Origin of the sequence: Bradyrhizobium sp. CSA112 (assembly GCF_029051645.1) — a bacterium.
Lineage (GTDB): Bacteria > Pseudomonadota > Alphaproteobacteria > Rhizobiales > Xanthobacteraceae > Bradyrhizobium.
On record NZ_JAACFS010000005.1, the window covers coordinates 222,070 to 247,257 of the forward strand.

Genomic DNA, 25,188 nt, shown 5'->3' on the forward strand with positions numbered 1-25,188 from the left:
GTCCTTGCTGCCGGAGTTGACATGGAATGATATATCGATAAGTCTGGATATATGGAATCAGAACAGGCCATTCTCGCGCTGGCCGCGCTTGCCCAATCGACCCGCCTCGAGGTGTTTCGGCTGCTGGCGAAGCACGAGCCCGAAGGGCTCGCCGCCGGCGATATCGCCAAAAAACTGGCGGTGCCGCAAAACACCATGTCGTCCCATCTGGCCATCCTGTCCCGCGCGGGATTGGTGACGGCGCGGCGCTTCAGTCGTTCGATCGTCTATCGAGCCGATCTTAAGGCGTTTCAGGTCGTGGTCTTGTTCATGCTGCGCGATTGCTGCGACGGACGCCCCGAGATCTGCGGGCCGCTGATCGAAGACCTCACGCCTTGTTGTCCACCAAAGACAAGGAGGAAAGCTCATGCCTGAACGCATCTACAACGTGCTCTTCCTGTGCACCGGAAACACCGCGCGTTCGATCCTGGCGGAATCGATCCTGCGCAAGGAAGGTCACCGCAACTTCCGCGCCTTTTCCGCCGGCAGCCAGCCGAAGGGGACGGTCAATCCATTTGCAATCAAGGTACTCAACCGTCTTGATTACCCGACGGACGGATTGCGCTCGAAGAGCTGGGAAGAGTTCGCGCGCAGCGATGCTCCCGTGATGGATTTCGTCTTCACGGTTTGCGACAACGCGGCCGGCGAATCCTGCCCGATCTGGCCGGGACAGCCGATGACAGCGCATTGGGGAATCGAAGATCCGGCTGGCGTCGAGGGCACCGACATCGAGAAGGAAGCGGCGTTCGTCGAGGCGTTCCGTTATCTCAAGAATCGAATTGCCGCCTTCACCAGCCTGCCGCTGGAAAGCATCGACCAGCTATCGCTTGGGACCAGGCTGCGCGACATCGGCCGCGGCGACGGCGCAACCTCAGGCCAGGAAAAGGCTAGCTGATGAACGAATTCGATCTGCCGCGCCGGCTCGCGGCTGAAGCCCTCGGGACCGCGCTGCTGGTTGCGACGGTGGTCGGCTCCGGCATCATGGCCGAGAGCCTGACCAAGGATGTTGCGCTGGCGTTGCTCGGCAACACGTTGCCGACCGGCGCGATTCTGGTCGTTCTCATCACCATCCTCGGACCCGTTTCGGGGGCGCATTTCAATCCGGCGGTATCGCTGGTGTTTGCATTGAAGCGCGAGCTGACGCCGCGCGACACGCTTGCTTACATCCTTGCGCAGATCGCTGGCGGAATTGCCGGGACCATGATCGCGCATGCGATGTTCGCGCTGCCTTTGATCGATGCCTCGCTGAAAATGCGAACCGGCGGAGCGCAATGGTTCGCGGAGGGCGTCGCCGCCTTCGGGCTGGTCGCCACCGTATTGGGCGGCATTAGGTTCAACCGCGCCGCCGTGCCGTGGCTGGTGGGCCTCTACATCACCGCGGCCTACTGGTTCACAGCGTCCACCTCCTTCGCCAATCCGGCGGTAGCGATCGCCCGCTCGATGACCAATACGTTTTCGGGCATCCGGCCCGCCGACCTTCCGGGTTTCATCATTGCCGAAACAAGCGGGGCGCTCGTCGCGTTGCTCTTCATGGGCTGGCTGCTCGGCGGAAAAGGCTGGGCAAGCGCAGCAATGAAGGAGGCTCGGTCATGACCGTCACGATCTATCACAACCCCGCCTGCGGCACCTCGCGCAACACGCTGGCGATGATCCGGCAGAGCGGCGAGGAGCCCGAGGTGATCGAGTACCTGAAGACCCCGCCGAGCCGGGCGCGGCTGGTCGAACTGATCAAGGCGTCGGGCCTCTCGCCGCGCGAGTTCCTCCGCGAGAAGGGCACGCCCTATGCCGAGCTTGGCCTCGCCGATCCGAAGTGGAGCGATGACGAGCTGATCGACTTCATGATCGCGCATCCGATCCTGATCAACCGGCCGATCGTGGTGACGCCGAAGGGCGTCCGGCTGTGCCGTCCCTCGGAGTTGGTGCTCGATCTGCTCGATAATCCCGCGCAGTCCTTCGTCAAGGAAGACGGCGAGGCGGTGACGCGCGCCAAGGACTGAGCAAGGGTTGAGCATGCGCGTCCCGGACGCGGTGCAGCGTGTAACGCTGCTCCGCAGAGCCGTGACCCACGGTGAAAGTATCGGCCCCGGCTCAGCAGCGCACCGCTGCGTAGCATCCGGGGAATGCGAGCCGCACGAGCCTTCCACCCGTCACGATTGCACGGCATAATGGCCGCATGGAACTCACACCCCGTCTGCGCCTGACGAACTGGCTGGTCAGCCAGGGCCTCACTGGCTTGCCCGAAAATGACCTGGTCCGCGGCTTCTGTGAGCGCTGTTGCGCCGAAGGACTCCATGTATCGCGCGGGATGGTCTTCATCGATACGCTGCACCCGATTTTCGAGGGGCGCGGCTTTCGCTGGAACGACGCCGAAACCAACGAAAGCAACGTGTTCGAATATGGCTCGACCAGTGAGGGCGAAGCTGCGCAGGCCTGGCGCAGCTCGATCTTCTATCACATGCTCGAAAACGGCTTTTCGGAGCTGCCGATCGACCTCGCTGACCGCGCGGCGCAAAGGTTCAAGTTCGTCAATGAACTCGCCGAGAAGGGCCACAAGCATCTCGTGGCCTATGTGCATCAGTTCGGCGAGGCCGGCACCATGGGGCAGATGGACTGCGTCTATTCCTATTGGGTGACAAGGCGCGACGAGGGCTTTGGGGCGCAAGGGTTAGCTGCGCTACGCGATCTCGTGCCGGTGCTGGGGCTGGCGGTCAAGTCCGCAGCGCAAGCCGACATCACCAAGACGCTGGGACGCGTCTATCTCGGGCGCGACACCGCCGAACAGGTGCTGCGCGGACGGATCACGCGCGGCGTCACCGAACGCATCAACACGGTGCTGTGGTTCTCCGACCTGCGTGGCTCGACTGCGATCAGCGAGAGCATCGATCCCGGCGAGATCATTCCGTTCCTCAACGATTATGCTCATGCCTCGATCGACGCCATTCACCAAGCCGGCGGCGAGGTGCTGAAGCTGATCGGCGACGGCGTGCTGGCGATGTTCACCCATGACAACATGGCGAAGGCAATGCGCGCCGCGCTGCGGGCCGAGCATCGCTTCCGCCGCAACGTGAAGACGCTCAACGCCCGCCGCAACGAGGAGGGCCGGCCGGTGACGACGGCCCATGTCGGCCTGCATGTCGGCGAGGTCTTCTACGGCAATATCGGCAGCGACGACCGCCTCGACTTCACGGTGGTGGGCCCGGCCGTCAACGAGGTCAGCCGCATCGCCTCGATGTGCCGCTCGGTCGACCGGGAACTCTTGATGTCGTCGGCGTTCCGCGCCGGCCTCGACGCCGCCGGGCGAAACTATCTGGTGTCCACCGGCCGCTATGCGCTGCGCGGCATCGGCCGCGCCCAGGATCTCTACACGCTCGATCCGGATATTGCGGCGGACGAGGTCGTAGGTGGGAAGTACGAGCGGTATCTGGCGGGTTAGGTTGCAACCACACGAGGGGCTGATGCAAAACCCAAGACTAGCCGCTCCCGGGATTGTTCTCGGTACCATCATGCTTGTGGCTTCGGTCTGCAGCGCTGCCGCATACGCCCAAGGCGCAGCAGAGTCCGGCTGGCCGACCAGCCAATGGCCAACATCCACGCCGGAAGAGCGGGGCATGGACTCGGCGGCGCTTGCCAAGCTGGTCGAGTTCGGAAAAAGCCGCAGCTTCGACAGCTTGCTGATTGTGCGGCATGGCCGGATTGTCCTCGATGCCTATTACGCGCCGTATGCAGCGGATATTCCCCACATCACCAACTCCACCACCAAAGCTGTCATCGGCACCTTGATGGCGATCGCCTCCAAGGACGGGCTGCTTGATAGCACTGATCGTCGGATGCTGGACTTCTTTGCAGACCGAAGCATTGCGAACGTGGATGAAAGGAAAAAGGCAGTAACGGTCCAGAACCTGCTGGACATGACCTCCGGACTAGACTGGGAGGAGCCGTTGAGCGGACGGCCGGTTTCGATGATCGCAATGGAGCGCAGCCCGGACTGGATCAAATTCATTCTCGATCGTCAGATGTCGAGCGCACCCGGAGACATCTTCAACTACAACAGCGGCAATCCGCATTTGCTTTCCGCCATCCTCACTGGGCTGACAGGGTTGAGCGCGTCGGATTACGCCAAGGTCAGGCTTTTCGGGCCGCTCGGCATCAACACGTGGAATTGGCGGCGCGACCCCCAGGGCATCTCGACCGGAGGATACGGTCTGGCCTTGCTGCCTCGTGACATGGCGAAGATTGGCTATCTCTACTTGCGCCATGGCGAATGGGAGGGCAAACCGCTTGTTCCTCCGGGATGGGTTGAGAAGACCCGTCACGCGACGGTGAACATGAATTCGTCGCGCGCACCGACGCTGCGATATTCCAATCTCTTTTGGGCGCTGCCTGACCGGAAGGTCTACATGGCGGTCGGATACCACTGCCAGGTGATCATGATTTTTCCCGAGCTGGACATTGTTGCGGTGACGACGGCCAGAGACTTTTGTCCGTTCGGCAAAATGGCTGATGATATTTCCGGCGCGGTCAAATCCGAGACCGCGCTGCCGCCGGACCCCGCCGGCACAAGCCTGCTTGCAGCCGTCATCCGCGAGATATCAACCGAGAAGCCGAGCGAGGTCGGCGCAACTCCCGAGATCGCGTCTTCCATCTCGGGAAAGACATACAAGTTTCTGAGCAGCGCACTGAATGTGCGATCGCTTTCGCTAACCCTTACCGGTCCGAATCCGCGTTATGAGCTGGAGATGAATAGCCGGGATCCAACAAGGCCGCCACTCAAGTTTACCGGCCCGATCGGGCTTGACGGACTGTTTCGCAAGAGCGATCCGACGGTCTTCGGAGTCGCTGCGACCAAGGGAAGCTGGCTGGACGGCCAAACATTCGTGATGGAACGCCGGATGCTGGGCGCGGACGCCCCGTTACAAAAATGGACCCTCAGGTTTGACGGCGGCACGCTCAATCTTCGTGGCAATGACAGGGCCGGCCTTGAAGTTTCAATCGTCGGAGAACCGGCCGATTAGCCACGCAAGATGTCCTGGCCGGCCTTCGCTCGCATCGTATAGAGCGCCACGGCCACCAGCGAAAACACCATCAGCACCACGCCGAGCGCGAACAGCGCCTCATGCGATATCGTCGCCGCGAGCCAGACGCCGATCGCGGCCGTCATCATCTGCGAGAAGCCAATGAGCGCCGATGCCGCGCCGGCTTTGTCGCCGAACGGGGACAGCGCCTGCGCCGTGCCCAACGGACTGACGATGCCCATGCCGAGCAGGAACACGCTCATGGCCGCAAGAAACGGCAGGAAGGAGGGGACGTATAGCGAGACCAGCAGCATCGCGAGGCTGCCGGCGGCGGCGGCGAACAGTCCGCCCCGGATCGAACGATCGAGCCCATAGCGTGGCGCAAGCCGGGTCGCGAGCATGCCGGCGGCGAACACGATCAGCACCGTACCCGCAAAGAACAGGCCGAGTTGAATCGGCGTAAAATGCATCGCTTCGATCAGCACGCGGGGCGCGGCCGAGAAAATCGAGAACAGCGCGCCCAGAATCAGGCTGACGGTTGCCGCCGGCACCACGAAGCGGCGGTCACGGAGCAGGGCGAGGTAGGTTTTTGCGATCGCCTGCGGATCGAGCGGGGTGCGTGTTGCGAGGTGGGTCTCGCCAAACACCATGCCGTAGGCGAGGGCGCCGAGCCCGGCGAAAGCCGCGAGGAATGCGAATTCGGAGCGCCAGCCGAAAGCGTGGTCGAGCGCACCACCGAGCAGCGGCGAAAAGCCCGGCGCTGCCGACATTGCGATCATGATCAGCGCCATCGCGCGGCCCAGAGCGGGACCGGAAAACAGGTCGCGGGCAATGGCGCGCGACAGCACCGAGGTGGCGCAGGCGCCGACCGCCTGGATGACACGGCCAATCAGCAGGCTTGGCAAATCACTGGCGAGGCCGCACCAGACGCTGCCGGCGAGGAAGATTGCAAATCCGGCCAAGACCGGCCAACGGCGGCCGTAGCGGTCCGAGATCGGCCCGACCACGAGCTGGCCGATCGCGAACACCGCGAGGAAGACCGTGATCGCTGCGGTGACGGCCGCGCTCGTGACGTTGAGCGACGCCGCCATCTGCGGCAGCGACGGTAGCAGGATGTTGGTGGCGAGTGTTCCAGTGGCGGCGAGGCCTGCCAGGACAGCAATCTGCAGGACAGTGGAAGAAGCTTCCGAACGAGGGCCAGTGTCGATTGCTGCAGTCTGGTTAGCCATGAGGGTTCCCGCTTCTGTATGAAATTACGTATATCATATAAAGCGGGATGGGAAAGCACCAACGGGCTCCGGCCAGTTAGAAGGAAATGCTGGCAAAAACCGTCATTGCGAGCCAACGGGTCGGGGCGAATGCCCGCCCGATGACAGGCTGCGCGATGCAATCCAGGGCCGCAAGAGAGGCTGGATTGCTTCGTCGCCATGCTCCTCGCAATGACGGTTTCGGCCAGACGGCTAACACCCTGCCGCTTCACCCACCATATCTGGCTGCCGCGCCAGCGAGACCGCGGGCGACAGCAGGATCACCAGCGCTTGCGCCGCGAAGATCGCCGCCGCCAGATAGAGGCAGGCTTCCGCGCCATAGAGGCCGCCGACGATGGCGCCGAGCGCGGAGCCGAGCGGACGGGCGCCGTAGCTCATGATGTTGATGGCGGAGACGCGCCCGAGCAGCGACGGCGGCGTCACCGATTGCCGCAAGGTCGTGGTCGAAATCACCCAGAGGATCGGACCTACGCCGAGCAGGAAGAAGCTCAGGCCCGCCAGTGGCGGCGTCGGCACGATCGTGGTCAGCGCCATCACGGCCGCGGCGACGAATCCCGTCACCGGCCCGAGCCCGATCACCGTGCCGAAGGCGAGCCGCTGCATCACCCGCGTCGCTGCAAGCGCGCCGACCACCATGCCGACGCCGTACATGCCAAGCGTTACGCCGACGCCGGTGGCTGACAGTCCGAGGTGACGCACGGCGTAGGGCACGAATACGGCCAGCAGCAGGAACGACGCCGTGTTGAAGATGAACTGCGTGATGAACACCGGCCGCAGCAGCGGGTGATGCAGCACGAACGCGGCGCCTTCCTTGATTTCCTGCAACGGATGGCGGCGCGGGGCAGGATTGCGCGCCGGCTCATAGATGCCCGACAGCAGCACGACTGCGATCACGGACAAAGCCGCGGCAAAACCGAAGGCTGGCGCGGCGCCAACCCATCCGACCAGCACGCCGCCGAGCGCCGGACCGCTGGCGAACGCGATGGTGCGTGCGAGTTCAATCCGCGCGTTCGCCGCCGGCAGTTGTTCCGATGTCACCAGCGACGGCACCAGGGCGGGCGCGGCGACGCTGTAGGCGACGGTGCCGCATACCGCGATGAAGCCGAGCAGCGAAAGCAGCGGCAAGGTCATCAGCCCGAGCCAGATCAGCAACAGGATTCCGGCGAGCGCCACGGCGCGCAGCGCCTCGGAGCCCGCCATCACCCAGCGCCGCGAAACGCGATCGGCGAGGAGACCTGCGGGGATCGCGAACAGGATGAAGGGCAGCGTCAGCGCCGTCTGCAGCAGCCCGGTCTGGCCTTCGCCGACACCGAGCAACAGCACCGCGACGATGGGGGCTGCGGCCAGCGCAACCTGCTCGGCCGATTGGGCCGCGAGGTTGGACCAGGCCAGGCGGTTGAAGGTCACGGGCAGGCGAGGCGTGTCGGCGGCGGACATGGCGGTATTCCTTGGCAGAATCGATCTGGCCCATTGTCTGGCCTATGGACGATCCGACCCACCCGTTTCCCGACAAGCCCTTCTACAAAGAAAAAACCTCCACACGCGAACGTGTGGAGGCGATTAACCTTCCATCATGGCCGGCGCATTATCCGGCACGTTCTTCCCTGCGGAAGAATTCGCATCAAACGTCGAACAGGAAATCGTGCTTTGTGAGTTCACGGGGCCGTACGTCGGTGAGTTCGATCCGGTCGTCACCAACCTGGACCACCGTATTCCCATGGTGGTCGCCCCAGATCCTCACATCGAAAAAGTCCAGGCGGCCGGCATTCTCAAACACCAGCATGTCGATGCCTGGATCGAAATCAGTGATCTCAGCTTTGGTGGATCCGAAATCAAACACGAATCGGTCAGCGCCGTCATTCCCCGTCATCGTCTGCCTGCCGGTTCCGGCGAACAGATAGTCGCCTTGCGGGCCGCCGATCAGCGTGTCGTTGTCATTGGAGCCGACGACGATCTGGCGGGCTTCGGGGTCTTCGGATTCCACGCCGCCGGCAAGGCCGGTGTGCCGCACATAGGTGACGAAGACATCGTCCTGGATATGCTTGGTGTCGGTATTGCGCAGAATGATATCTGCCAGCGTCGTGCCTTTGATCTCGGACAACGTCCTGGAATCAAACCCCTGATTCTCGAACCAGAACCGGTCGCCATCGCGCAACGCCTCGAACTGTCTCGCAATGATGGCCTGGAAGGTTTCGCCGACAAGCGCGCCAGGGACATGATTTTCCGACAAGCCGCCGGTCCACAGGCCGACATTATTTACATTGCCGTAAGCTGCTTTCAGTCCGGCCAGCGTTTCCGGGTCGCTCGTGATCTGGCTGAAATCCGTGTAGGGGTCGAGGCCGAGCGCTTCACGGGTCTGGTTGAGCGTGCCGAGGCCAAGGTCGCGCGCGCGCTGGATGTTAATTGCGGCGAGATCCATAGACACCGGTGGATCGAAGAGAAAATTGCGCAGGTCGTCGACGATGCGCGCATCGAGCGCCTGTGACGGATCGGCGGCCAGGTGGCGCAATTGTCCGTCGGCGCCGCCATTGTCAATGAAGTTTGCCGCCGGCTGGAAGAACACACCCTTGAGGTCTTCCTCGGAGCCGGCGATGACTTCGCCGTTTTCCGCAAGACCTTCGGTTTCGCCCGACACGATCGAATGTCCGAAGCGGAACGCCGCGGCGACGAATTCCAGTGACAGGTGAGGATCGACGCTGGGGTCATAACCGTCATAGGGCGTGAGCGCGTTCTTGCCCACGAGGTTTGGCAGGAACTCCGAATAGGTGATGTTGGCGATTTCTGCCGTCACGATGGCGCGGGCGTGATTGTAGAGCTGGTCGCCGCTCCAGTTCGGATGCTCAAGGTGCAGTTTGTCGACCCAATAGTTGTGTTCGCGCACGAACAGCGTGTGCAAGGCGGTAAGCGCCGGATTTTCTGCGGCGCGGACGTCGCCGGCCACGACCATGCCGTCGACGATCGGCAGGTTGTTGCCCTGCGACGTCAGCATGTGGCCGTCGGCGGTGCGCAGGCTGGCGGCGGTCGCGGCGCTGGACCCATAGACCATCGAGGCGTCCAGCCAGGCGGTATTGGAATTGACCGCCATGGCTGGATTGGATGTGCCCGCACCGGTCGTGGGATCGATAATTGCGCGAGTGATCGGAATGACGGTGCCGTCGGGAAGCACGGGATCATCAGCCGGTACCATGACGCTGATATCGCTGACGCCGTCCGTCCGCGTCAGCGTCATGTCGTGATCGATGAACTGGCCCCAGGCGTACATGAAGGCGGAGACGCCTTCCGGGTTCGCCACATCAGGATCGCCGGCGCCGACCACAAGATTGCTGATGGTGCGCGGATTGTTGCCGCTGAGCGGGACAGAAATGCCGTCGGCAAAATGCGCCTCGCCGATACGTCCGAATTCGGTGCCGGCAGCGTTGAGGGTGGAATCGGATTGATTGTTCTGTGAACCGTCGAAGCTGCGGTATTCGATTTTTACAGGCGGCGGATCCGGTTGGCACGGCGAACCATGAGGGCGATGAGACTCATTCGGGCCGTGAGAGCCATGCGATCGGTGCGGCAAAAAAGAATGGCCGGAAAAACCGCCGAAATGAAAATCGTCGTCTCCATCCTGGTTTCCCCAGGTTCGCTTGAACTGATGCATTTGGCCGCCTCCCTCAGTTGCAATTGCGAATTATTTGCAAGTAATGTCACTAATGAGAGGCATTTGCAATAAGGAAGCGCACGACGGTCAATTCCTCTCGTCATTCCGGGGCGCGCGAAGCGCGAGCCCGGAATCCATTCCACCAGAGAGCTCGCGCCAAAGAGGCGCGCCCCGGAATGACCGAGGGAGCAACGGTCATGCTTCTTGCCCAGCCACCACGGCCAAGCCCGTCTGCAAACCCGCGTGTTTCCCGACAAGAAAAGGAGAGATTTCAAGAAAAAGGCCCGCCGCGACAGCGGCAGGCCTCGCTGGATTCCCGACTTGGCCGGCGTTTCGGCCGCTTGATTACGATTTGGGGCCGAGCGTTGCCCTGCCCGCGCCCGAAATCGTCGTCGGCGGCGCTACATCATCGTCATCGATCTCAAGCGCAGCAGGCAGTCCGGCGGGGATTGCCGGTTGCTGCGCGGCCAGCGCGTTGGTCAGGCTGGTCAGGGCGTCCGGCCCTGCGGCGAAGCCGCCTTCGGCGAGGATCTTGTCGATGATCGGCTTGAAGGCCGAGACCGACAATAGCTGCGCCGCAAGGCCGTCGCCGAGGCCAAGGCCGTTACCGTGGCCATTCATGGCGCCATTGCCGCCGCGGCCGAGCATGCCGCCGGTGTCGAAGATCCGGATGTCCGAAATCTTCTCGATCGGCTTGACCGCTTCGGCCAGCGCGTTGGGAATGATGTTGATGCGCGCCAGCGTGAGATCGTAGTCGACCATCGCCGAGGAGAGCTTGTTGCGGGCTTCCGCCTTCAGCGCCGCCACCTCGGCCTCGGCCTGGCCGAGCGATTTGACGCCGGTCGCGCGGGTGATCGCGGCATCGGCATCGGCCTTGGCCAGCATGGTGATGGCTTCCGCCTTGTTGGTCGCGGCCTGGTTCTCGGCTTCCGCCATCACGGTGATCGGCATCGCCTCGGTTTCGGCGGCCTTGCGCGCCGCGATCACGTTGATGATCTTGTCGCGTTCGGCGATTTCGACGGCTTTGGCGGTGGTGACCTTTTCTTCGGCTGCGATGGCAAGCGCCCGCGCTGTTTCGGCGACGGTCTGCGCCTCCGATTGCTCCTTGCTCTTGGTGGCGACCGCGATCGCGCTTTCCTGTGCGACGATCTGCAGGTCGCGCTCCATCTCCGTGTTGCGGCGTTTCACCGCGAGATCGGCCTCGATCTTCCTGGTGTCGCGCAACTGGTTGGCTTCGGTCTGCTTGTTGGCGACCGCCAGTTCCTGCTGGATGCGGTATTCCGCTTCGTTCTGCAGCGCGGTCTGCTCGACCTGTGCGGTCTGCGCGCGCATGGCGGCGGTCTTGTTGGCGATGTCGCGCTGCTGCGCCAGCTCCGCCTCGCGCTTGGTGGCTTCGATCGTCAGCGTGGTCTGGCGGGCGACGAGGTCCTGCTGCGCGATGTTCACTTCGGTGGTGCGGACGATCTGGTTGCGCTCCTGCTCGCGTTCCCTGGTGATCTTGGTCAGGGTCGTCAGGCCGTGGGCGTCGAAGAAATTGCTCGGGTTGAAATGCTTGATGTCGCTCTGGTCGAGCCGCGTCAGCGACACCGATTCGAGTTCGAGGCCGTTGTTCTGGATGTCGGCGCCGACCGCTTCCTGCACTGACTTTACGAAGGTCGCGCGCTGCTCCTGCAGCTCCTCGAGGTTCATGGTGGCCGCCACCGAACGCAGGCCGTCGACGAATTTGGCCTCGATCAGCTCGCGCAGCTCGCCGGCATTGTTGGTGCGGCTGCCCAGCGTCTGCGCGGCGAGCGCGATCGACGAGCTGTCGGGTTTGACGCGCAGGTAGAATTCGGCGCCGATATCGACGCGCATGCGATCCTTGGTGATCAGCGAATCCGGACCGCCGCGGGCGACCTCGAGCCGCAGCGTCTTCAGGTTGACCGCAGCCGTCGAGTGAAAGACCGGAAGGACGATCGAACCGCCGTCGAGGACGACTTTCTGGCCGCCGAGGCCGGTGCGGACATAGGCTTCGTCACGCGTGGAGCGGCGGTAGAGTTTGGCAAGCAGGAGACCGATAACAAGAACGACAATGACGCCAATAACGACGGGTACAGCAAGTTCCCACATGTTTTAAGCCCTGTCTGAACGTTGTTGCGCAATGAGGTCGGTTGGTGCGGAAATGGCGATAAAGCTCTTGGCGTCACGGTCGACCAGCAACACGCTGGCGCCGACCGGAAGCGGCGTGGATTCGGGACTGGCGCGCGCCACCAGAGAGTGCCAGTTGCCGAAGACATCCTTGAGACGGACGCGGCCGGGCAGTCCCTGGTCGAGCGGCCCGATCGAAACTTCGGCGACATGGCCGATGAAATCGGCCTCCTCGACCGCATAGGTCTCGTCGCGCGGAATGATGCGGGCGATGCCGCGGCTGGTGACGCGGATGACGGGAAGACTGCAGGCTGCGGCCGCAAGCGCGGCGATCGAGGCCGGGATCGAAATCCCCACACCGTGCGCGAGGCCCTGCAGGAAGAATCCCGCGATCGAGAACACGCCGAGCGCGAGAATGATCAGGATCAACAGCGGCAGACGTCCCGCGTTGATCCACAAAAACAATCCGCCGAGGCCGTTGCCGCTGTCGGCGTCCACGGTGACTTCCTTGCCGACGAGTTCGCTGATCGAGAAGCCGACCAGCGTCGCCAGTAATTCGATTCCGCCGAGCGCCAGCATGATCGCTGCAGCCACGGCGAAGGGCCGCACGTCCGGCGCCAGCAGGATGTCCGTCAGGGCACTCATTGCTGCGATTTGATCCTTTCAAGGCGGGCCGCGATTTCCTTTTCGCGGTGTAGGCGGTCGAGTTCGTCGAGCTCCTTGTCGCCGGGCACGCCGGCGGCGGGCACACCTGTGACGCGGGCGATCGCGGCCATGGCCCGATCGGGACTCACTATCTTAGTCGCACCAGCCGCGCGTCCGGTTTCCTGCGGCGAATGCTTTTCGAGGCTCGCTTCGAGATCGGCGAGACGGGTTTCAGCTTCACGACGCGCGCCAAGCATCGCCTGTAACGCCTTGGTCTGCTCGTCGATTTCGAGCTCGATGAAATCCATCGCGCGTTCGAGTGCAGTGCCTTGCGATTCCAAATCAATTTGCCGTGCAACGCCGGCGCGCGCGAGATCCTCGCGGTTTTCTGCAACCGCAAGACGAATCTTGTCCGTCAGCCCGGCAATTTCGGCGTCGAGTTCTTCGCGCCGGCGCTTGAGGCGGAACTCCTCCGCGCGCGACTTGCCGAGCGCATGCCGCGCTTCATCGGCGCCGGCGTCGATCTCGCGGATCGCCTGCTTGACCAGCGCGACCTTGTTGCTGTTCTCGGCATTGTCGATGGTCTCGCTGGCGATGGCGGCAAGAAGTCTGCCCATACGCGCAAGGATGCCCTCGTGAACCATGGTCTTCTCCTCCGGTGCTGTGGATTTCGATTTGACGGCGATGTGGATTTCGTAGGCGCGGCCGTCCGAGACCAAGTGAGCCGGGAAGGGACTTTCCCAGCCGGCAAGATAGCCGGGGACCTCGAACGGAACCAACACGCGTCCTTTGACAGTGCTAATAGTCAGTGAAGTAGGCCCCTTGATCGCGAACAACTTGTCGTCGAGTGGAATTTTGCGCACCGCGGTATCCGCCACATAGTTGGCGCGGTCACGCAACCCGAGCGTGACAAGGCGGGCCGGCAGGCCGGTTTCGTTACGAATCCTTTCGTAAGCCTGGGCATGAAGAGCGACGAGGTTCGCACCGACAGGCGCGACCTCGGCGAGGATCTCCATCATCCGGCCGTACGCAGCAAAGGTCGCCTCGAACGCCGCAATGGCGGCCTCGTCGGGGGCGAGGGCGTATCGCAGTGTGGCCGTGGGCGTTTCGACTGGAAGCTTGATCATGTCTGCAGCGTAAAGCACTTCTTCAGTACTTTATAAGATGTGCGGCGGTATCATTTCCGTGATCGCTAGATGCAGTTGCAAATGAGTTGCAATAAGGGTGGATTTCGGTCATCTTGTTTGGATGGACGCCCGAACGCCCGCCGAGAGCTTGCCTATGACTGATGCGACTGCCGCCGGTTGGCGCGCCGAGGCCGCCGCTGGCATCCAGCCCAGCCTGCCCGAGGTCAATTCGACCATCTCGGTACCCTTTGGCGGGCATTGGTCTCGCCGGCTGCTGGCCTTTCTCGGCCCCGGCTACCTGGTCTCGGTCGGTTACATGGACCCCGGCAACTGGGCGACCGACCTCGCGGGCGGTTCGAAGTTCGGCTACACGCTGCTGGCGGTCATCCTGATGTCGAACCTGATGGCGATCCTGCTGCAGGCGCTGGCCGCGCGCCTTGGCATCGTCACCGACCGCGATCTCGCGCAGGCCTGCCGCGCCAGCTTTTCGCGCCCGGTCAACTTCCTGCTCTGGGTGGTCTGCGAGGCCGCGATCATCGCCTGCGATCTCGCTGAGGTCATCGGCACGGCAATCGCCCTGAACCTGCTGTTCGGCATTCCCCTGATCTGGGGCGCGCTGATCACCGCTCTCGACGCCTTCCTGCTGCTCTTGCTGATGAACAAAGGCTTCCGCTTCCTCGAAGCCTTCGTGATCTCGCTCCTGATCGTCATCGCGGTCTGCTTTGCGGTCCAGATCACGGCAGCGGCGCCGCCGGTGGCCGCGGTGCTGAAGGGCTTTGTGCCGTCGCCCCAGATCGTCACCAATCCGGAGATGCTCTACATCGCGATCGGCATCATCGGCGCCACGGTGATGCCGCATAATCTCTATCTGCACTCCTCGATCGTGCAGACCCGCGCCTATGAACGGAACGACAAGGGCCGCCGCGAGGCGATCAGATGGGCGACGACGGACTCGACCATCGCGCTGATGCTGGCGCTGTTCATTAACGCCGCGATCCTGATCGTCGCCGCCGCCACCTTCCATGCGACCGGCCGCACCGAGGTCGCCGAAATCGGCCAGGCATATGAGCTGCTGTCGCCGCTATTGGGCCTCGGCATCGCCTCGACGCTGTTTGCGGTCGCGCTGCTTGCCTCTGGCCTGAATTCGACGGTGACGGCAACGCTGGCCGGCCAGATCGTGATGGAAGGCTTTCTGCATCTGCGCCTGCCGAGCTGGGCGCGGCGGCTGCTGACGCGTGGTATCGCCATCGTCCCGGTCGTGATCGTCACCGCGCTCTATGGCGAGCGGGGCACCGGCCAGCTCCTGGTGTTCAGCCAGGTCATCCTGTCGATGCAGTTACCGTTCGCAGTCATCCCGCTGGTGAAGTTCGTTTCCGACCGGCGCAAGATGGGCAAGTTTGCCATTCCCCGAAGCGTGGCGGTGGTGGCGTGGATCGTGGCCGGCGTGATCGTCGCGCTGAACGTGAAGCTGTTGTTCGAGGCGTTCTTCGGGTGAGGCGGGATTCGTAGCCCGGATGGAGCGCAGCGCAATCCGGAGCCGCGAGTCAAGATTCCCGGATTGCGCTGCGCTCCATCCGGGCTACGACAGCCTAATCCTGCGGCTCGGTCAGCATTTCGCCTGACGCATCCACGCGCAGCCAGCCTGACGGCGCCAGCCGCTGCTGCGGCAGGAAGCGGCCCTTATAATCCATCTTCTTGGAGCCTTCGATCCAGTAGCCGAGATAGACGTAAGGCAGTCCGAGCCGGCGGGCGCGGGTGATGTGATCGAGGATCATGAAGGTTCCGAGCGAGCGGCTCTGCTGCGACGGCTCGAAGAACGAGTACACCATCGACAGCCCGTCGCTGAGCACGTCGGTGAGCGCCACCGCGATCAGCTCCTCGCCGCGCCCGGTGATGCCGGTGTCGACGCCGCGCTTGCGGTATTCGATGATGCGGGTCTCGACATGGCTGTCTTCCACCATCATCGCGTAGTCGAGCACGGTCATGTCGGCCATGCCGCCATGGCGGTGGCGTTTGTCGAGATAGGCGCGGAACACCGAATACTGTTCCGAGGTCGGCACCGCGCTGCGCTGTTCGCCGATGATGTCGGCGTTGCGCGCCAGGACCTTCTTGAAGTTGCGCGAGGGGCGGAATTCGTTGGCGATGACGCGCACGGAAACGCAGGCGCGGCACTGGTCGCAGGCCGGGCGGTAGGCGATTGACTGGCTGCGGCGGAAGCCGCCATGGGTCAGGAGGTCGTTGAGGTCGCCGGCCTTGTCGCCGACCAGGTGCGTGAACACCTTGCGCTCGTGTCGGCCCGGCAGATAGGGGCAGGGCGAGGGCGCCGTCAGGTAGAACTGCGGGGTGTCACGCGAGTGTTGGGTCACGTCGGGTCGTCAGGCCTCCGAAACAAATCAACCATAGCGCTTTCGCGCGAAGTAGACACCGGTCGCGTTAAGAAAACGCCTTAAAACGAAAAAGCGCCGGCCCGTCCCTGCTTCATCCGGGGCCGGACCGGCTCTAACATCGCGCCCCGAGGGCTCACGGTCAATTAGTTTGCTGCTCGCTCAGTAGCTGCTGCGTGCCGACGGCGCTACCTGGGTACGAACCGAGCTGTTGATGACCACGGTTCCCAGGATAATGTCGTGCAGCAGCCGGCGGCGCCCGTTGAACAGCCCGACCAGCAGCACCAGCGGCGTCAGGAACGAGATCGAGAGCCAGTACAGCACGGCATGGCAGGCGCCGAGCACGAAATAGCCCGGTGCGCCGTACCAGGTGCGCACTTCCAGATCCATCGCACGCATGCCGAGGGTGGCCGAATGCGGCCCGCCGATTGAGGCGCCGTAATAGACGATCGCCCACACGATGGTCGCAGGCCAGGCCAGCCAGAACAGCATCCAGCCGAGACCCAGCGTGATGATGCCGAACAGGCCGATGAAGATGTAACCGAGGATCACGGGCACCGACAGCACGATGAGGTCGATCAGGAACGCAAACACCCGCCGCGTCCGCACGCCGCGAAACAGTTCCGGCTGCAGATCGGGATCGAACGCATGCGGCGGCACCCCGCCGTCGTTCCGCCAGGCGCCGCCAGCATTCGAAGCGCCGCCGGTATTGCCAGAGCCGCTATAAGACATGGTCCGTCCTCCAGGCCGAATTTCCCGAACGAAACATGGGAACCGGCCGCGCGCTCGCCAAGGGCCTGCGACCATTAACAGCGCGCAATATTCGGGGTGGGGAACGCCCGGCTTTCACGCCGTCATTGCGAGGAGCGTCAGCAACGAAGCAATCCATCCGTCCGATCTGCCGCGCGATGGATTGTTTTGCTACGCTCGCAATGACGTGGAGAGGACGGGAGCCTACTTCTCCGCCTTCAACCTCTCCGCCGCCTTCGGCGCAAAGTACGTCAAGATCCCGTCCGCGCCGGCGCGCTTGAAGCCGAGCAGGCTTTCCATCATTGCGCGGTCGCCGTCGATCCAGCCGTTGTTGGCGGCGGCTGCGATCATCGCGTATTCGCCTGATACCTGGTAGACGAAGGTCGGCATCGCAAACGTGTCCTTCACGCGCCGCACGACGTCGAGATAGGGCATGCCGGGTTTCACCATCACCATGTCGGCGCCTTCGGCGATGTCGAGTTCGACCTCGCGTAGCGCCTCGTCGGAATTGGCGCTGTCCATCTGGTAGGTGCGCTTGTCGCCGGTCAGCGTCTTGGCCGAGCCGATGGCGTCGCGGAACGGGCCGTAGAAGGCGCTAGCGTATTTCGCCGCGTAGGACATGATCTGCACGTCGAGGAAGCCGGCCTCGTCCAGCGCCTCGCGGATCGCACCGACGCGGCCGTCCATCATGTCGGACGGCGCGATGACGTCGCAGCCTGCCTCGGCCTGCACCAGCGCCTGTTTCACCAGCACCGCCACCGTCTCGTCGTTGAGGATCCTGCCGTCCTCGATCAGCCCGTCATGGCCGTGGCTGGTGAAGGGATCGAGCGCGACATCGCAGAGCACGCCGAGGTCGGGGAATTCCTTCTTGATCGCGCGCACCGACTGGCAGACCAGGTTGTTCGGGTTGAGCGCTTCGGAACCGGTCTCGTCGCGCAGGGACGGCTCGGTATAGGGGAACAGGGCGATGCAGGGGATGCTCAGCTTCGCCGCGCGCTCGGCGTCGCGCACCGCCTGATCGACAGTGAGGCGGTCGACGCCGGGCATCGAGGCGACAGGCGTGCGTGTGTTATGGCCGTCAACTACGAACATCGGCCAGATCAGGTCATCGGTGGTGAGCACGTTTTCGCGCACCAGCCGCCGCGCCCATTCCGCCTTGCGGTTGCGGCGGGGGCGGATTGCGAGGTCAAGCGGGGTGGAGGCGAGGGCGGCTTGCCGCCGCGGCGCGTCGCGCATTTCGATCGGACGCCCGAATTTGATCGCCATGTGATGGGTACTCCTAAGGCGCGGTCAGTTTTGATTTGTTCCAGTTCTAGCATCTTGAAGGTGTCCCGTCACCGCGCCTTGATCTGTCTCATCGGCAATTGATTTTACCGTCCCGGCGGGCCAAGACATGGTCCATGAGGACATTCCAGCCCGCGTTGAGTCCCGATTCCGAGGTCAGCTTCCATGTCTGATACTTCGGCGCGCGATCAGGGGCGGGACAAGGGCAGGGATAATGCGATGTCGATGGCGGCGATGTCGTCGATGTCGTCGGAGCGGATCGAGCCCGACGAGAATGTCTGGACGCGCCGGCTGGTGCTGTTCCTGCGCATGATGGCGGTCATCTCGATACTGAAAGGCCTGTACCACTGGGCGCAGGTGACGGGCTTCATCGGCGGCGAGGAAGAGGCGTTCGAGAACCAGTCGATGGCCTGGCAGACCGCGACCGTCTATTTCGCCGTCATCGAACTCGTCGCCGCCGTCGGGCTCTGGCTCGCGACGCCCTGGGGCGCGGTGGTGTGGCTCACCACCGTGGTGTCGATGGCGGTGATCGAACTGATGTTTCCGGGGATCTATGGCGGCAGCCTGACGGTGGTGGCGCTTGAGGCCGTGATGCTCGGCGCTTATCTCGCACTCGCCTGGATGGCCGCGCGCGAGCGCCCGCCGTAGTAGGATGGCTTGCGCCGATGTACTCCCTCGCCCCGCTCTCGCGGGGAGAGGGTCGGGGTGAGGGGTCTCACCGCGAGTCGAATACGTGGATAGAGCCCCTCATCCCGACCTTCTCCCCGCAAGAGCAGGGAGAAGGAGAAGAGAAGCGCAACGTGTCAGTTTCCTGCCATAATCCAGCCGCGTGCAGAAACCACAACGCGATCCCGTACAATTTTCAAAAAAATTTTCCGGTAACGCTGCAGTCACCGTTAAGGGGCGTAAAGGGTTCCACCACACCTGTTACGCGAGCGTTTCGATTTCAGACGTACCTGTTTCCGAATGCGACAGCACATGCAGACGAAGCGTGAACATCGCGCCTTCACCGTCAATGAAGCGTTGCGAAAACCCCTGTTTCCATGGGCTTAATCGACGATTCACTGTCTTAAATTCATGATCTCTTTATTCTCTTATTTAAGCGGATCTTCAAACCGCCCCCTTAAGTTGAAGCTATCAGGCGGGACAAAAGTTTCGTCGAAATAAGTCGATAAAAACGACTACAGGGGAAGTGTCATGATCAAAGCCGTTGCAACGGCGGTGGAAACCGCTGAACGCTCTGCCGGTCAAACTCCGGTGCAGCCGCTCTATCTGGAAGCGTTGACTCTGGTGGAGCGGTTGCATCGCCGGCTGCTCGACGTCATCAAGGACGAATTCGATCGCCGCGGCCGCGCCGATATCAATTCGGTGCAGGCATTGCTGCTCTATAACATCGGCGACAAGGAACTGACCGCGGGCGAGCTGCGCACGCGCGGTTACTATCTCGGCTCCAACGTCTCCTATAACCTGAAGAAGCTCGTCGAGCTCGGCTTCCTCGATCATCAGCGCTCGCGCGTTGATCGTCGCTCGGTCCGCATTCGCCTCACCCCGCAGGGCCAGGAAATCCGCAAGATCGTAGATGCGCTCTACCAGAAGCACGTCAAGACCGTGGAGCAGGTCGGCGGCATCTCGAACGAGGAGTTCGCGACGCTGAACAAGTCGCTGCACCGGCTCGAGCGGTTCTGGACCGACCAGATCCTGTATCGGCTCTGAGAATTTCGATCCGTTCGCGGTCAAGCCGGCCATCACAAGACCGGCAGCCAAAAGCGGACAAATGAACTGGCAAGGCAGTAAGCCCTGCTCGAAACGCACTGGCCCCGGTCTCCCGGGTCCGGTGCGTTTTGCTTTTGCAAGGCTGTTGACGTTCGTTTATTAGGAAGCTCGATTCACTCAGGGAGTGTCGAACGCATGGCGCACAATCGCTGGCTATCGCTGCTTGGAGCCGCATTGTTGTTCGTGGCGGGCGGGGCGCAATGCGCCGAAGACAGGCCGGTCGGGCCGGGGCCATGCGACGACTCCAAAGGACAACAGGATGCGAACGAATGTTTTGGGAACGTTTGGCGCAAGGCTGACGCTGAGTTGACGCAAGCCTACAACCGCCTTCGCGAACGTCTTTCCGACAATCCAAAAGGGAAAACCTTGCTGCGCGATGCGGAGCGAGCCTGGATCAAATTTCGAGATGCCAACTGCGCGTTCCGGTCATTGGCCGTGGAAGGTGGTAGCATGCAGCCAATGATGTACGCCATTTGCAGCGCGGAAATGACGCGGGATCGACTCAAGCATCTCCAGACGCAATTGAATTGCGAAGAGGGCGATCCGAATTGCGTGGCTCCATCGCGCTGACGGCGTCGAATTGAGGCGAGCATCCTATTGCGTCGGATCGTTTTTCCAGCCCGCTCCCTCTTGTTTTTCCGGCGCCGCGGCGGCAGGTGCATGCGCCCTTGCGGCGCGCGTCGCCACAATCCGGATTGACGAGCCTTCGACGCCACGCCCATAATCCCAGAAAATACAGGCTTCACGCACGTACCGGCCGCAAGAGTCGTGACGGCCTGATGCCCAGGTGGGGAAAACGGGCTTGTCGGCATCGCGGCGTCCCATGTTCGGCGAGCAACAGCGGTTCGTGCTGCTTCTGATCGCGCCGGCTGCGCTGCTGCTGCTGTTGTTTCAGGTCGTGCCGATCGTCATCGGCGCCAACGCCAGCTTTCGCGACTGGGCGCTCTATAATCCCAGGAAGACCTGGATCGGCTTCGACCACTACGTTGCGGTGATATCAGATCCGGCTTTCCTTTACGTGGTGCTGCCGAACACCTTCCTGTTCATGGTGCTCAGCGTCGCCGGTGCGCTGGTGGTGGGCCTTGCGCTGGCGCTGCTGCTCAATCGGCCATTCCGCGGCCAGAAGCTGGTGCAGACGATCCTTTTGGTGCCGCTGATGGTGGCACCTGTGATCGCCGCGATCATGATCCGCTGGATCTTCAACGACCAGTTCGGCATAGTCAACGTGGTGCTGGAGGCGATCGGCCTCGACGGGCAGCCCTGGCTGGTGCAGCGTTGGAGCGCGTTCGGCATCATCCTTCTGACCGACATCTGGCTGTGGACGCCGTGGTTCACGCTGCTGCTGCTGGCGGGCCTGCAGAGCCTGCCGAAGGAGCCGTTCGAGGCCGCCGCCATCGACGGCACCACCACCTGGCGCGTGTTCCGTTTCCTCACGCTGCCGATGCTGCGCCCGGTGATCGTGGTCTGCGTCGTGATCCGCGCCATCGATGCCTTCCGCACCTTCGATATCGTATGGACGCTGACCGGCGGCGGGCCGGGACGCTCGACGGAACTGTTCAGCCTCTATGCCTATGTCCACGCCTTCCTCAACCTCGATCTCGGCCGTGGTTCGGCGGCGGCCATCATCGGCGGGCTCATTATCCTCGTGATCGGCGTGGTGCTCTATCGCCTCGTCGACCGCATCGCAAAGGTATGACCCGATGGCCATGGTGCGCCGCTCCGAATTCCTGCCGTGGCTGCCGCCGATGGGCCGCAAGACGCTGTTCGCGCTGGCGCTCGCTTTCATCTGCTTCGCGTTCGCCTTTCCGGTGCTGTGGCTGATCCTGACCTCGCTGCGGCCGGAATCCGGCGTCTATTACGTCCATCGCGGCACCGAGTTCACCCTCGGCAATTTCGCCGAGGTGCTGCGCGAGGAACGGATCGTCGAAGCCTTCGTCAACAGCGCGCTGATCGCAACGCTGGCGACCGTGTTCTCGCTCCTGGTCACCGTATCGAGCGGCTACATGCTGTCGCGCTTCACCGGGCCGGCCTCGCGGCTCTGGTTCGGAACCATCTATGTGTTCCGCTGCGTGCCCTACATCTCCTGGGTATTGCCGCTATATTTCGTGACCCAGAGCTGGGGCATCTACGACACCTATACCGGGCTGCTGCTGCCGCACGTGGCCGTGCACATCTGCTTCTTCTCGTGGTTGATGAAGGGCTTTTTTGACGGCATCGATCCGTCGATGGAATATGCCGCCATGATCGACGGCTGCACCCGGTGGGGTGCGTTCATCCGCGTCGCGGTGCCGTCGGCGCTGCCGGCGATTTCCGCGCTCGCCGTGCTGTGCTGGCTGTTCACCTGGAACGAGTTTTTGTTCGCGCTGATCCTGACCGGCAACCGCGTGCCGATGATCACGGTGGTGATGGCGCAGTTCGTCACCGAGATGGGACTGCGCTGGAATCTGATGGCGGCGACCGCGGTCATGGCGCTGGTGCCGGCCTTCCTGATTGCATTGTTCGGCCAGAAATACGTCATCCGGGGCTTGAGGATTTAGGCAAGGAAAGATCGAGGCACGACACAACGACAAAAACAGGAGGAGAGGCGATGCAGGGACTGGCAAGATGGTTCATGGCGGCGACTGCGGCCTTGGTGGCTGCGACCGGTGGTGCCGCCGCACAGGTGAAGGAGCTGCGGATCGGCTACCAGCCGAGCCCGATCCAGGATGCCTCGATTGCGATGTTCGAGGCCTGGGGCGCCAAGAACGGCGTCAAGATCGTCAAGGTGCCGAACTCCTACGGCGTCTATGTCGAGAAAATGACGGCCTCGCTGACCTCGAACGCCGACCAGTATGACGTCATCTGGCACAATGACGACTGGGGCCAGACCTGGGCGCATCTGCTGGAACCGATGGACGACGTCGAAGCCAACAAGTTTGCCGACAAATGGAGCATGGCCCCCGTCGTGTTCGCCAACGCGCAGGGGCAGAATACCGTCGTGCCGATGGGCCAGACCTTCAGCGTGTTCTTCTACCGCTCCGATCTGGTCAAGCCGGAGGAGGTGCCGAAGACGCTGGCAGAGCTCGTCACGGCAAGCAAGAAGCTGCAGGCGGACGGCAAGGTCAAGTTCGGCTATGTCGCCGGCATGGCGATGAACCACACCTGGTTCAGCTGGCTCTGGTCGATGTGGGGCAACAATTGCGATGTGCTGCTGCCGGCCTACGAGCGGGACAACAAGAAGCTTGCGGAAGCCGGCTGGAAGTCGGGCCTGACCGAACCCTGCATGCAGCAGACCGTCGAATATTGGTGGGATGCGATCAACACCCACAAGATCGCGCCGCGCGGCATGCCGGCCTATGACCGCAACGAGGCCAACGCGATCTTCATGTCAGGCGACGCCGCATTCACCGTCGCAGACACGCTATGGTGGGGCACTTTCAACGATCCCGCCAAGTCGAAGATCGCAGGCAAGATCGCCGCCGCGCGCTTCCCGCTCGGCCCCAACCGCACCAGGCCGTTCGCCTGGGACGATATCTGGGGCTGGGCGATTCCGAAATCGATCGCGCCCGAGCGCAAGAAGCTCGCCAAGCAGATGCTGGAAGCCATGATGCTCGACGAGGAAGGGCAGATGAAGCTCTGGAAGGCGACCGGCGCGCCGCCGCCCAACACCTCGTTCTGGCCGAAGATCGCCGAGCAGGACCAGTTCATGAAGCTCTTGAAGGAGTCGGTGCTGGATTCCCCGGACAAGGTGCGCGGCGCCTATTACTTCCCGCAATGGCCCGCCGTGCACAAAGCGTTCAACGACACCGTCACCAGGGCCGTCACCGGCAGGCGCGAGGACATCGCAAGAGCGCTGGCCGAGGGCGCGCCGCTGGTCAGCAAGGCCGCGCAATAGTCCAAACGCCAAGCCCCGCCGCGCACGACGCGGCGGGGTCGTCTTTGAACGAACATCTGATGCAATGAGACGGCGAGGCAATGGCAGCAATTTCACTCAGCAAGCTCAACAAGCATTATGGCTCGCTGTTTCACGCCGTGAAGGACGTCGATCTCGAGATTGCCGACAAGGAGTTCGTGGCGCTGGTCGGCCCGTCAGGCTGCGGCAAGTCCACGACGCTGCGCATGATCGCAGGGTTGGAAGACATCACCAGCGGCGATATCCGGATCGGCGGCAACGTGGTCAACCATCTGCCGCCGCGCGACCGCGACGTCGCCATGGTGTTTCAGAACTACGCGCTCTACCAGCATATGAGCGTTTACGACAATCTCGCCTTCGGCCTGCGCAACAAGAAGACGGCGGAAGCCGAGATCAAGGTGGCGATCGACCGCGCCGCCGGCATGCTCGGGCTGCACGAATTGTTGCAGCGCAAGCCAAAGCAATTGTCGGGCGGCCAGCAGCAGCGCGTCGCGCTCGGCCGCTGCATCGTGCGCAACCCGCAGGTATTCCTGTTCGATGAGCCGTTGTCGAATCTCGATGCCAAGCTGCGCGCGCAGATGCGCATCGAGATCAAGCGTCTGCACGCGGAGATTCCGACCACGTCGGTGTTCGTGACCCACGACCAGGTCGAGGCCATGACGCTCGGTGACCGCGTCGTCATCATGCGCGACGGCAGGGTTCAGCAGACCGGCACGCCGCTGCAGGTCTACGGCAAGCCGGCCAACAAGTTCGTTGCGGGTTTCATCGGCGCGCCCGCGATGAACTTTATCGACGTCACCGTGCGCAGCGAAACAGGCGCGACGTCGGTGGAGGGTGAGGGGCTCAGGTTGACGGTGGGTGCCTCGCAGGCGCCTGCGCTCGCGGCCCATAACGGCCGGCGCGTGATCCTGGGCGTGCGGCCGGAGCATCTCGTGCTCGGCGACGGCGCCCCGGGCCTGGGTTTCGACGCCCGCGTCGAGGTCGTAGAACAGCTCGGCTCCGAGATCTTGCTGGAGACGAGGGTGGGCGGCGCCAGCGTCACCGCCGCCCGCGTGCCGGCGGAAACGGTCATCGCGCGCGACGATCAGGTCCGCCTTTCGGCGCAGGCTGGCCGCCTGCATTTCTTCGATCCCGAGACCGAGCTGCCGATTTCGGGGTGAATTAGACCGAAACGACCGCTTTTGCTGCCAAAACGACGAGTTTCCCAAACCGCGTTTCCAAGCAGTGGAACCATCTCGGCGCTT

Annotated in this window: 23 protein-coding genes; 14 read left to right on the forward strand and 9 right to left on the reverse strand. The window is 62.9% G+C overall.

Annotated elements, in window-relative coordinates; genetic code table 11:
* Positions 1 to 51 precede the first annotated feature (51 nt).
* The 6 genes from GWE18_RS13380 to GWE18_RS13405 all read left to right on the forward strand — a co-directional run bounded on the left by GWE18_RS13380 (position 52) and on the right by GWE18_RS13405 (position 5,051).
* The gene (locus tag GWE18_RS13380; protein ID WP_275186200.1) at positions 52 to 414 is read left to right on the forward strand and encodes a winged helix-turn-helix domain-containing protein; all 363 of its coding nucleotides are present in this window, start codon (positions 52 to 54) and stop codon (positions 412 to 414) included.
* Positions 407 to 934 carry an arsenate reductase ArsC gene (locus GWE18_RS13385; protein WP_275186201.1) on the forward strand — a complete coding sequence of 176 codons (528 nt, stop codon included), beginning with the start codon at positions 407 to 409 and terminating at the stop codon, positions 932 to 934. The genes GWE18_RS13380 and GWE18_RS13385 overlap by 8 nt, the downstream gene beginning before the upstream one ends.
* The gene (locus GWE18_RS13390; RefSeq protein WP_275186202.1) at positions 934 to 1,632 is read left to right on the forward strand and encodes an MIP/aquaporin family protein; all 699 of its coding nucleotides are present in this window, start codon (positions 934 to 936) and stop codon (positions 1,630 to 1,632) included. The genes GWE18_RS13385 and GWE18_RS13390 overlap by 1 nt, the downstream gene beginning before the upstream one ends.
* A complete protein-coding gene (gene arsC, locus GWE18_RS13395) occupies positions 1,629 to 2,036 on the forward strand; it encodes an arsenate reductase (glutaredoxin) (protein WP_275186203.1) in 408 nt (135 codons plus the stop codon). The genes GWE18_RS13390 and arsC overlap by 4 nt, the downstream gene beginning before the upstream one ends.
* A 176-nt stretch (positions 2,037 to 2,212) precedes the next feature.
* Positions 2,213 to 3,472 (forward strand): adenylate/guanylate cyclase domain-containing protein, encoded by a 1,260-nt coding sequence (locus GWE18_RS13400; RefSeq protein ID WP_275186204.1) that lies wholly within the window; start codon positions 2,213 to 2,215, stop codon positions 3,470 to 3,472.
* 22 nt (positions 3,473 to 3,494) lie between these two features.
* Positions 3,495 to 5,051 carry a serine hydrolase gene (locus GWE18_RS13405; protein ID WP_275186205.1) on the forward strand — a complete coding sequence of 519 codons (1,557 nt, stop codon included), beginning with the start codon at positions 3,495 to 3,497 and terminating at the stop codon, positions 5,049 to 5,051.
* Here the strand turns inward: GWE18_RS13405 and GWE18_RS13410 are convergent.
* From GWE18_RS13410 to GWE18_RS13435, 6 genes are all read right to left on the reverse strand, one after another.
* A complete protein-coding gene (locus GWE18_RS13410) occupies positions 5,048 to 6,280 on the reverse strand; it encodes a multidrug effflux MFS transporter (RefSeq protein WP_275186206.1) in 1,233 nt (410 codons plus the stop codon). The genes GWE18_RS13405 and GWE18_RS13410 overlap by 4 nt on opposite strands.
* A gap of 231 nt (positions 6,281 to 6,511) precedes the next feature.
* Positions 6,512 to 7,756: an MFS transporter gene (locus tag GWE18_RS13415; protein WP_275186207.1), complete on the reverse strand. Its 1,245-nt coding sequence runs from the start codon at positions 7,754 to 7,756 to the stop codon at positions 6,512 to 6,514.
* Between the two features lie 184 nt (positions 7,757 to 7,940).
* On the reverse strand, positions 7,941 to 9,962 hold the full coding sequence (locus GWE18_RS13420) for a peroxidase family protein (protein ID WP_275186208.1): 2,022 nt from the start codon (positions 9,960 to 9,962) through the stop codon (positions 7,941 to 7,943).
* 345 nt (positions 9,963 to 10,307) lie between these two features.
* Positions 10,308 to 12,071: a flotillin domain-containing protein gene (locus GWE18_RS13425; RefSeq protein WP_275186209.1), complete on the reverse strand. Its 1,764-nt coding sequence runs from the start codon at positions 12,069 to 12,071 to the stop codon at positions 10,308 to 10,310.
* A gap of 3 nt (positions 12,072 to 12,074) precedes the next feature.
* Positions 12,075 to 12,734 carry an OB-fold-containig protein gene (locus GWE18_RS13430; RefSeq protein ID WP_275186210.1) on the reverse strand — a complete coding sequence of 220 codons (660 nt, stop codon included), beginning with the start codon at positions 12,732 to 12,734 and terminating at the stop codon, positions 12,075 to 12,077.
* Positions 12,731 to 13,861: a PspA/IM30 family protein gene (locus GWE18_RS13435; RefSeq protein WP_275186211.1), complete on the reverse strand. Its 1,131-nt coding sequence runs from the start codon at positions 13,859 to 13,861 to the stop codon at positions 12,731 to 12,733. The genes GWE18_RS13430 and GWE18_RS13435 overlap by 4 nt, the downstream gene beginning before the upstream one ends.
* Before the next feature lie 121 nt (positions 13,862 to 13,982).
* Between GWE18_RS13435 and GWE18_RS13440 the strand changes: the two genes are divergently transcribed.
* Positions 13,983 to 15,356, forward strand: coding sequence for an Nramp family divalent metal transporter (locus GWE18_RS13440; protein WP_275186212.1), 1,374 nt, complete (start codon positions 13,983 to 13,985; stop codon positions 15,354 to 15,356).
* Positions 15,357 to 15,450: 94 nt separating this feature from the next.
* Here the strand turns inward: GWE18_RS13440 and GWE18_RS13445 are convergent, their stop codons facing one another.
* From GWE18_RS13445 to hemB, 3 genes are all read right to left on the reverse strand, one after another.
* A complete protein-coding gene (locus tag GWE18_RS13445; protein WP_275186213.1) occupies positions 15,451 to 16,227 on the reverse strand; it encodes an arginyltransferase in 777 nt (258 codons plus the stop codon).
* A gap of 180 nt (positions 16,228 to 16,407) precedes the next feature.
* Positions 16,408 to 16,977, reverse strand: a complete 570-nt coding sequence (locus GWE18_RS13450) for an RDD family protein (protein WP_275186214.1) — start codon at positions 16,975 to 16,977, stop codon at positions 16,408 to 16,410.
* 222 nt (positions 16,978 to 17,199) lie between these two features.
* Entirely contained in the window at positions 17,200 to 18,261 is a 1,062-nt protein-coding gene (gene hemB, locus GWE18_RS13455) for a porphobilinogen synthase (protein WP_275186215.1), read from the reverse strand.
* A 183-nt stretch (positions 18,262 to 18,444) separates the two neighbouring features.
* On the opposite strand from hemB, the gene GWE18_RS13460 reads away from it, so the two are divergent.
* From GWE18_RS13460 to ugpC, 7 genes are all read left to right on the forward strand, one after another.
* On the forward strand, positions 18,445 to 18,927 hold the full coding sequence (locus GWE18_RS13460) for a DUF6163 family protein (protein ID WP_057849388.1): 483 nt from the start codon (positions 18,445 to 18,447) through the stop codon (positions 18,925 to 18,927).
* 549 nt (positions 18,928 to 19,476) lie between these two features.
* A complete protein-coding gene (locus tag GWE18_RS13465) occupies positions 19,477 to 19,992 on the forward strand; it encodes a MarR family winged helix-turn-helix transcriptional regulator (RefSeq protein WP_057849389.1) in 516 nt (171 codons plus the stop codon).
* A 195-nt stretch (positions 19,993 to 20,187) separates the two neighbouring features.
* Entirely contained in the window at positions 20,188 to 20,622 is a 435-nt protein-coding gene (locus GWE18_RS13470) for a lysozyme inhibitor LprI family protein (RefSeq protein ID WP_275186216.1), read from the forward strand.
* A 232-nt stretch (positions 20,623 to 20,854) separates the two neighbouring features.
* Positions 20,855 to 21,748 (forward strand): sugar ABC transporter permease, encoded by an 894-nt coding sequence (locus GWE18_RS13475; protein ID WP_275186217.1) that lies wholly within the window; start codon positions 20,855 to 20,857, stop codon positions 21,746 to 21,748.
* A gap of 4 nt (positions 21,749 to 21,752) precedes the next feature.
* The gene (locus GWE18_RS13480) at positions 21,753 to 22,589 is read left to right on the forward strand and encodes a carbohydrate ABC transporter permease (RefSeq protein ID WP_275186218.1); all 837 of its coding nucleotides are present in this window, start codon (positions 21,753 to 21,755) and stop codon (positions 22,587 to 22,589) included.
* A 50-nt stretch (positions 22,590 to 22,639) separates the two neighbouring features.
* Positions 22,640 to 23,926 carry an extracellular solute-binding protein gene (locus GWE18_RS13485; protein WP_275186219.1) on the forward strand — a complete coding sequence of 429 codons (1,287 nt, stop codon included), beginning with the start codon at positions 22,640 to 22,642 and terminating at the stop codon, positions 23,924 to 23,926.
* An 80-nt stretch (positions 23,927 to 24,006) separates the two neighbouring features.
* Positions 24,007 to 25,104 (forward strand): sn-glycerol-3-phosphate ABC transporter ATP-binding protein UgpC, encoded by a 1,098-nt coding sequence (gene ugpC, locus GWE18_RS13490; RefSeq protein WP_275186220.1) that lies wholly within the window; start codon positions 24,007 to 24,009, stop codon positions 25,102 to 25,104.
* Positions 25,105 to 25,188: the final 84 nt, after the last annotated feature.